The organism is Salinivibrio siamensis (genome assembly GCF_001996005.1).
GTDB lineage: Bacteria > Pseudomonadota > Gammaproteobacteria > Enterobacterales > Vibrionaceae > Salinivibrio > Salinivibrio siamensis.
The window spans coordinates 159,321-167,247 of record NZ_MUFB01000003.1; the positions used below are offsets into that span (position 1 = coordinate 159,321).

8 protein-coding genes are annotated in these 7,927 nt (G+C 51.2%); 2 read left to right on the top strand and 6 right to left on the bottom strand.

Annotation, left to right across the window (positions count from 1 at the left end):
* Positions 1–732: a 3'-5' exonuclease gene (locus BZG73_RS03115; protein ID WP_077578513.1), complete on the top strand. Its 732-nt coding sequence runs from the start codon at positions 1–3 to the stop codon at positions 730–732.
* A 139-nt stretch (positions 733–871) separates the two neighbouring features.
* A complete protein-coding gene (locus BZG73_RS03120; RefSeq protein ID WP_077667550.1) occupies positions 872–1,075 on the top strand; it encodes a hypothetical protein in 204 nt (67 codons plus the stop codon).
* Positions 1,076–1,180: 105 nt separating this feature from the next.
* Here BZG73_RS03120 and BZG73_RS03125 read toward each other — a convergent pair whose 3' ends face one another.
* The 6 genes from BZG73_RS03125 to dinG all read right to left on the bottom strand — a co-directional run bounded on the left by BZG73_RS03125 (position 1,181) and on the right by dinG (position 7,750).
* Entirely contained in the window at positions 1,181–2,611 is a 1,431-nt protein-coding gene (locus BZG73_RS03125; protein WP_077578512.1) for an alanine/glycine:cation symporter family protein, read from the bottom strand.
* A gap of 582 nt (positions 2,612–3,193) precedes the next feature.
* Positions 3,194–3,376 (bottom strand): DUF2496 domain-containing protein, encoded by a 183-nt coding sequence (locus BZG73_RS03130; RefSeq protein WP_077578511.1) that lies wholly within the window; start codon positions 3,374–3,376, stop codon positions 3,194–3,196.
* Positions 3,373–4,299, bottom strand: coding sequence for a histone deacetylase family protein (locus BZG73_RS03135; RefSeq protein ID WP_077578510.1), 927 nt, complete (start codon positions 4,297–4,299; stop codon positions 3,373–3,375). Before BZG73_RS03135 ends, BZG73_RS03130 begins: the two co-directional genes overlap by 4 nt.
* A 14-nt stretch (positions 4,300–4,313) precedes the next feature.
* Positions 4,314–4,865 carry a primosomal replication protein gene (locus BZG73_RS03140; RefSeq protein WP_046073589.1) on the bottom strand — a complete coding sequence of 184 codons (552 nt, stop codon included), beginning with the start codon at positions 4,863–4,865 and terminating at the stop codon, positions 4,314–4,316.
* A gap of 24 nt (positions 4,866–4,889) precedes the next feature.
* Positions 4,890–5,663: a sulfite exporter TauE/SafE family protein gene (locus BZG73_RS03145; protein ID WP_077667551.1), complete on the bottom strand. Its 774-nt coding sequence runs from the start codon at positions 5,661–5,663 to the stop codon at positions 4,890–4,892.
* A 14-nt stretch (positions 5,664–5,677) separates the two neighbouring features.
* Complete coding sequence (dinG, locus tag BZG73_RS03150; protein WP_077667557.1) at positions 5,678–7,750, bottom strand: ATP-dependent DNA helicase DinG; 2,073 nt, start codon at positions 7,748–7,750, stop codon at positions 5,678–5,680.
* Between the last annotated feature and the right edge of the window lie 177 nt (positions 7,751–7,927).

Below are 7,927 nucleotides of genomic sequence, written 5' to 3' on the forward strand. Positions count from 1 at the left end.
ATGCTTCATTTCGATTTGAGAAAAAAAGAGGATGCCGACCACGTGGATTGGCGTGCCATGCTGGAAACCAAACGTGAGACGGTCCAGCATGAGACGTTGCAAGCGTTTTATCAGCAAGGCTGGGTATCGCCTGATACGCCTGTCTCCCAGGTGTCTTTTGTGGCGTTAGACTTTGAAACCACAGGGCTTGATAGCCAGCAAGATGCGATTGTCAGTATTGGTTTGGTGCCCTTTACCCTGAATCGCATTCGTTGTCAGCATGCGCAACACTGGATTGTTAACCCTAACCGGCCGTTGGCAGAGTCGTCGATTGTCATTCATGGGATCACCCACTCAGATATCGTGAATGCCCCTGACTTTTCGCATGTGATTGAACCTTTACTGAGCGCGCTGGCCGGCTCAGTAGTCGTGGTTCATTATCGCCGTATTGAGCGGGAGTTTCTGGACCGTGCGATCAAACAGCGCCTAGGCGAGGGGATCATTTTCCCAATGGTCGATACCATGGAATTAGAAGCGCGCAAACATAGAAACGGTAAACGCAGCTTTATGGATTGGATTGCCCGTCGCCCGCCCGAGTCGATTCGTTTAGCCGATAGTCGTCATCGTTATCACTTACCCTTTTACCAGAGCCACCATGCGCTGACGGATGCGATGGCAACGGCTGAACTACTGCAAGCGCAAATTGCCCATGACTTTTCACCGGACACGCCCATCAGTGAACTATGGCGCTAGCCGCGGGAGCGAGCCTCACTTCTAAAACGGATGATCTCGGGGCGAGAGAACGAATGAACCCTTCTCTGGTGGTTTTCGTAATGACTGATAAGGCGTATAATCGACGTGCTACAAGTCAGTGACGGAAGTGAGAGGAAAAATGACATTGATCCATGCGGTTGAAGGGTTAGCGTTCGGTTTCGGTGTGCTATTGCTGTCATCGTCCATTGGCTTTGCGTATTGGGGGATCACTTTAAAGCCTGAAGAGGCTGAGGACATGACCGCACGTAAGATTGAGTTGGGGTTTTATGCGGGCGCGTGTCTTGTTTTCGCCCTACTCATTGGCTATTGGTTGAGCGTGTAGCCTTAGATACTTTGGTATAACGGCGCCAGCGCAAGTCTAAGACTTAAAAGTGAGTGTAAAAAACCACCGATTGCTCGGTGGTTTTTTCGTATAACCCGTAGGGGATTACCAAACGTCTTTATCGATTTGCTTATCCAGTTTCGGGAACTTGGTGCGATCAAAGGTTGGGTTTTTGCCCGCACGGCGCTGGTCTTCATAGTCTTTCATCAGCGCGAAGGCGACACCCGACAAGAGCGCAATCGCCACCAAGTTGATCACGGCCATCATGCCCATCGACAAGTCAGCAAAGCTCCAGATTAACGGTAAGTCGGTAATCGATCCCACCAACACCATAGCTAGCACAGCAATACGGTAGAGTAGAATCGCGTTTTTCGAGCGGAAAATATACTCGATGTTTGACTCACCATAAGAATAGTTGGCAATGATAGAGGTGAAAGCGAATAAGAGGATTGCGATAGCAATAAACGCCGCACCCCAGTCACCCACTTGGCTAACCAATGCTTCTTGGGTAAGCGCAATACCCGTTAGGCCGCTATTTGGCTCAAGCATACCGGAGATTAAGATGATCGATGCTGTCGCGGTACAGATAACGATGGTGTCGACAAAAACACCCAGCATCTGAACATAGCCTTGCGCCGCTGGGTGATTCGGCTTGGTGGTTGCGGTAGCGGCCGCATTCGGTGCTGAACCCATACCTGCTTCGTTTGAGAACAAACCGCGCTTGATACCGTGCATCATCGCTTGCGCGATCGCATAACCCATAGCACCACCCGCCGCTTGTTCAAGCCCGAGYGCGCTTTTAACAATGGTGGAGATCACAGCAGGTAGCTGCTCGATATTCATGCCAACCACGACAAGCGCAACCAGCAAATACGCCAGTGCCATAAACGGCACGATCAGCTCCGCCACACGCGCAACCGAACGCATACCGCCAAAAATCACGGGTGCGGTCACTACGGCAAGGCCGATGCCAACCGCTAAGGCATCAAAGCCAAACGCGGTATTCATTGCTGCAGCAATCGAGTTGGACTGGACACCGTTAAACGCCAGACCAAAGGCGATAATCAGACAAATAGCGAACGCAATACCTAACCAGCGCTGACCTAAGCCTTTCTCAATGTAGTAAGCCGGGCCACCGCGAAAGGTCTTATCGTTGTGGTTAACTTTGTACGCCTGCGCCAAGGTGGACTCGACGAAACTGGTTGCCATGCCGACCAATGCCGTCAGCCACATCCAGAAGATAGCACCAGGGCCACCCAGATAGAGTGCGACGGCCACACCGGCCATGTTTCCGGTACCGACGCGCGCTGCCAGACTGGTACTAAAGGCTTGGAAAGAAGAGATACCACCTGACGCGCCATCGCGGCTGTTGGCCATGAGTTTGAACATGTGGCCAAAGTTACGGAATTGAATAAAGCCAGATCGTACGGTGAAGTACAAACCTAAGCCAATCAAAAGATAAATGAGTACGCTGCCCCAAAGGAGGCCGTTACCTGTATCGACTATGGACACAAATAGATTTTTAAGTTGTTCCATCATTAAACTCTGTTTTGTCTGTTGGGAGACGCCTAACTCGATAAGCACGTGAACTCAGGTTCATCGTGAAAGAGCGAGGGTCGACAACCACTGTCCATGTGAGATCTCTGCCGTCCATGCAGGTGAGCAACGAAACGCGCGATAGCACCAAAACATCTGGCTTGCTATGACGCGCGATGTTGGATCTGCAACAGCATTTTGAATCCATGCTCGGCTGTTGCCAGAGTGCGCCGTTACCAGTGATAGCGATGTCTTAGCACATCAATACACTGGGTGGAGCACGCCGGATAATACCGACATTTGTGAGACAAAACACTAGATGATTATTGTTCTGTTGGTTTTTTGAGCGGCTCTGGGTGTTAATAACAGCACTAAAAACTGTAACAAGAATGTAATGCGTTGCACGCTAATTACTTGATGTTAAAGCAGTCATCTCGACGCCTTTCGCATATTATTCCGTATTTTTTGACTAAATAACGTTTTCTTGCGCGCTGAACGAAATGTGATCAATGCCTCATATTGCCGCCGATTCATCGTACCGACTGTCGAACGAATTTGCCCGAACCGGTAGATAAAGGTGACTTAATCACTGGATGACGCCGCTTTTTTGGTCAGCAAATCATGCTTAACGATATCGATCGCGGAGAGCGCTGTGTCGGTTTCGATCGCATGGCTTTCAAGCAAGTAAATAAGATCGACGGCGAGTTTAACGTCGTCGGGGGCCTCTTCGAGTACTTTTGACGAGGAAGAATGTGAGTCAGTCATGATGCCTCCAGGCTGGCGGAAAAGTCGGGAAAGTGGGTGAGCGCGGCTTGTATCAGTTGTTCGTGCAACGGGATTAGCTGCTCATGGGTGTCATGATAGCCTCCTCCTATGACCGCAGCGACAGGTATCTGGTGGGCGGCACACCGTGATAACACGCCTGTGTCGCGTTGAAAAATACCCTCAGCGGTAAGTGACAAATACCCCAACGCATCGTCTTTATGCACGTCGACACCCGCATCATAGATCACCATGTCGGGGCGGTGCTGAGCCAGTGCAAGGTCGAGTAAAGGCAAAAAGGCATCGAGATAGTCGTTATCTTGGGTGCCAATCGGGAGGGGTAAATCAAGCGTTGATGATGGCTTTCGCGAGGGGAAATTTTTCTCACAGTGGACGGAAAAGGTCACAATATCTGGATGTGAGGAGGCTAACGCGGCGGTGCCGTCACCGTGGTGAACATCGCAATCGACGATCATCACTGTCTCTATGCCCGGCTGCGTGAGGGCATGACGCGCAGCAATCATTAAGTCGTTAAATAAACAAAAGCCACTGCCAAAGTCATAATGGGCGTGATGGTAGCCGCCGGTAAGGTGAATAGCCAGACCCGTGCGCAATGCCTGATCCACCGTTAAGGTGGTGCCACCCAGTGAGGTTAAACTGCGCTTTATTAGCGACTTACTCCAAGGAAACCCAATACGGCGCATTTTTACCAAAGGCAAGTTGCCCTCGAGTAATTGACTCACATAGGCGGGGTCATGAATCGCGTCAATGATCTCTCTATGCGCGGCGGTGGGCTGGTAAAACTCAACCGGCAATGCAAGCGCTTGTAATCGTTCGAACAGCAGCCGGTACTTTTGCAGTGGATAACGGTGACCCTCGGGAAGCGGGAAATCAGAGTAAATGGGATGGTATATCAGTGGTAGCACATTCGCTCCTTACGTTATCGCTTTTCCCGGTAAGTAATGGTGGTTTCAATGCGCTCTCGGGCTTTGGTGCACCGCGCTAGACGCTGCTCGAGCGCGAGAACTTGCTTTTGATGCTGTTGCCGTACAGCCGGACTGGAGGCCATCTCAACACTGGCGTTGGCATCACGGAGTTTGTCGGCGAGACGCCGCTCCCAGTCTTGATGCTTGGCCAAGTCTTGATAGAGCTCACCGATAGATTGGCGTCTTGGACCACGACGTGCTTGTTCTTGCTTACGTAAAGGTTGAGTGGCAAGTTCACGTTGGAGTGCGGTGATTTGTGCTAACAAGGTTTCGCAAATATGGGTGGCTCGCGCATCCGTTAGTACCCCTTGTTGATGATCGCGGCGCATCACGGCTAACAGGCCTTGTGCTTCATTAACACAGGGCGTTAATAACTTACCTTTGCAGTGAAAAAGTGGCGTGGCAAATAGCGGTGCCTTGGCTTCTCCTCGGCGACGATCAACCTCTGCCGCTTGAACAGCAAGTTGGTCTAAATGTTGAGCCATTGCATCGATTTGCGCTTTCATGGTGTCGTTCTCTTTTATTGAGGGCTAAAACCACGCATCAACGGCAAGTTTGCCCGCTAAAATAACCACGGCGGTAATAAAAATCGGACGTATAAAGCGGCTGCCAAATCGGATTGCTGAGTGCGCGCCAATAAAGGCGCCCAGCATAAGACACGCGCCCATGGTTAAGCCCAGCGCCCAGCTCACATGGCCCAATAGCGCGAACGCCACCAGTGAGGTGAAGTTACTGGTAAAGTTCATCGCCTTTGCCAATCCAGAGGATAGCAAGATATTCATCCGATAGAGCGACATGGTCGACACGGTCCAAAACGCACCGGTTCCTGGACCTGCCACCCCGTCGTAAAAGCCAAGAGATAAACCCTGACTCCATTGTTTTATTGGCAATTTTGGGCAACGTGTGGGTAGTTGGTTGTTATCCCCCTTTGGGTGTGGGTGCCAGATGGTATACACCGCGGCCACCAATACCACGATCGGTATCGCTTTTTCGAGCCACTCGGTACTCAAAACGTCCACCAGCAGGGTGCCGGCTGTGGCGCCAATTAAGGTGCCCCAAAATGCATGTTGCCAAAACAAGGGAGAAAATAGGCGCTTTTTATAGTAGGTGAAGGCAGCGGTGCTCGACGCAAAGGTCGCGGCCAGCTTATTGGTGCCTAACGCAACATGCGGCGGCAGGCCAAGTGATAATAGGGCAGGGACAGTGAGCATGCCGCCACCGCCAGCTACCGCATCAATAAATCCAGCGACAAACGCGGTCAGCCCCAGAATAACTAAAGTAGAGAGGTCAATCAGTTCCAGCATGTTAACTCGTCAGTTTAAGGTTCGATCACGCGTGTAAAGGGAGGTAGCGAGTCGAGTAAGGATTGGCCATATCTACGGGTGATAATGCGCCGGTCAAGAAGCACTACTTTACCAGAGTCCTCTTCTTTGCGCAGTAGCCGCCCCACTGATTGCACCAGCTTTTTACTTGCTTCTGGCACCGCGATTTGTAAAAACGGGTTGCCACCACAGCGCTCGATATATTCAGCGTGCGCTTCTTCAACCGGCGAGGTTGGCACCGCAAAGGGGATCTTAGTAATAATGAGGTTGGTCAATAAGTTACCCGGTAAATCTAAGCCTTCGGAAAAGCTGCCAGTGCCAAAAATGATGCTGGTTTTATCATCATTAACGGCTTGTTGATGCGCTTTGAGTAACGCGGTACGCGACTGGCTACCTTGGCAAAGCAATTGCCAGCCCCGTTGCTTGCAAGTGCTTTCAATTGCTTGTGTCACTTGTTTCATTTGCCAGTAGGAGGCARAGAGCACCAAAGAGGCACGTTCACCTTCTAGGTGTTCAAGTATTTTCTCGTTTAATGCATCTGTAAAGGCACTGGCTTGGGGCTCACAAGGCATCGTCGGGATCACCAAGCGCGCTTTATTGGCGTAATCAAACGGTGAGGGCAAGGCTAGATAACGCGAGCCATCGGTTTCGCTCAAGCCCACTTGACGGCAGAAATAACTGAACCGGTTGAGTGCACGTAAGGTCGCGGAAAAGAGGCCAACCCCGGCTGCACGGGACCAGAGCATTTGGTCTAAACGCCAACCCACTTCCAAGGGGGAGACATGGATCCAAAGGTCGCCTTCGCGCTCGCGACACGCTTGCACCCAACGTGCCAAGGGTGCGCCTTTATCCGAATTAGGTTGAGCCATCAAGGTCCACACCTTTTCTAGGTTTTCTAACCGTTGCAGGAAAAAAGCCGTTTCCGCGAGCGCCGGATCAGCCAGTTTTGCCGAAATGTCATTTTCTTTCAGACGCTCATTGATCAAATCATGAATTTTCCCCAATGCTTGATGGGCTTYTTTACTCGCGGTTTTGAGTTGTGCACTGGGCGAGATAAGCGCATCGGGGAGCTCGCCATCGGCAAAGCGGTAGCAACCATCATCGTTGAGCGGCAATTGACTGAGCTGTTGCTTCACGTCGCGTAAGCCTGGGATTAAGGTTTGAATCGCGTCTAGCAAGCTATCCACAAACCGATGTGCACGCTTAATATCCGCGGTATTCCCCAACTTGGTCGTCGCTTGATTGAGCTTTTCTAACCAGCTGATCACACCCAACAGGCTGGCACTGGCGGCAGAAAAGTCACGCGCGACAGTGGGCAAGTGGTGCGCCTCGTCAATCATATACAGGCATTGTTCTGGCTCGGGCAAGATCACCCCGCCGCCGAGCTCTAAATCGGCCAGCAGTAGGCTATGGTTCACCACCACCACATCCGCTTTATCCATCGCTTCACGTGCTTTAGCAAACGGGCAACCACGGTGGGCGGGCAAACCAGCGTGACAAGTGTGCTTATCAGAGGCGATAGCCTGCCAAAGATGATCAGCAATGGGCTTTGGCCAACTGTCTCTGTCACCATCCCACTTGCCCCGACTCAGTGCAGCGTAGAGATCGTTGAGTAACAATTGTTCGCTGCGCTTGGGTTTTTGGGTAAATAGCGCGCCTTGAATGCTCTCGGTATCTGCCACTGCACTTAGCTTATGTGCACAGCAATAGCGTTGGCGCCCCTTGGCCAAGATAAAATCGAACGGTTTAGGGCAGATGCGATGAAAAAACGGGATGTCTTTATTGGCAAGCTGTTCTTGCAACGCCACCGTCGCGGTGGAAATGACCACTTTTTTATTGTTGTTGAGTGCAAATGGGATCGCGCCCATCAAATACGCCATTGATTTGCCCACCCCAGTGCCGGCCTCGGCCACCAGTAGCCGACGCTTGGGGTCATAATCACCCGCCAAGGTTTTGGCCAGCTCTGCCACTAAATAGTTTTGAGCTTTGCGCGGGATAAAGTGGGGAAGTTGGTCTTGTAGCGTTTGGTAGCACGCGCGAATGTCTGATTTTACGGCAGGGCTGAGCATCAACAGGTCCGAGTTGCAAAGGTTGGCGGCCAGTATAACACGAGGCAAAAACGTGAAAACGATCGCGAAATGTAAGTTTTCCTTACAGATATGAGATCTTGGTCACGAATTTAATTTGAACCATTCGCTGCTATCTTGCTGATCTGCCGTTTGATTAACAAAAAGCCGTATTTAAGC

Bases quoted from the DNA above. Each gene is read 5' to 3' on its own strand.
- BZG73_RS03115 (WP_077578513.1), top strand. From the start codon at position 1: ATGCTTCATTTCGATTTGAGAAAAAAAGAGGATGCCGACCACGTGGAT.
- BZG73_RS03120 (WP_077667550.1), top strand. From the start codon at position 872: ATGACATTGATCCATGCGGTTGAAGGGTTAGCGTTCGGTTTCGGTGTG.
- BZG73_RS03130 (WP_077578511.1), bottom strand. From the start codon at position 3,376: ATGACTGACTCACATTCTTCCTCGTCAAAAGTACTCGAAGAGGCCCCC.
- BZG73_RS03140 (WP_046073589.1), bottom strand. From the start codon at position 4,865: ATGAAAGCGCAAATCGATGCAATGGCTCAACATTTAGACCAACTTGCT.
- BZG73_RS03145 (WP_077667551.1), bottom strand. From the start codon at position 5,663: ATGCTGGAACTGATTGACCTCTCTACTTTAGTTATTCTGGGGCTGACC.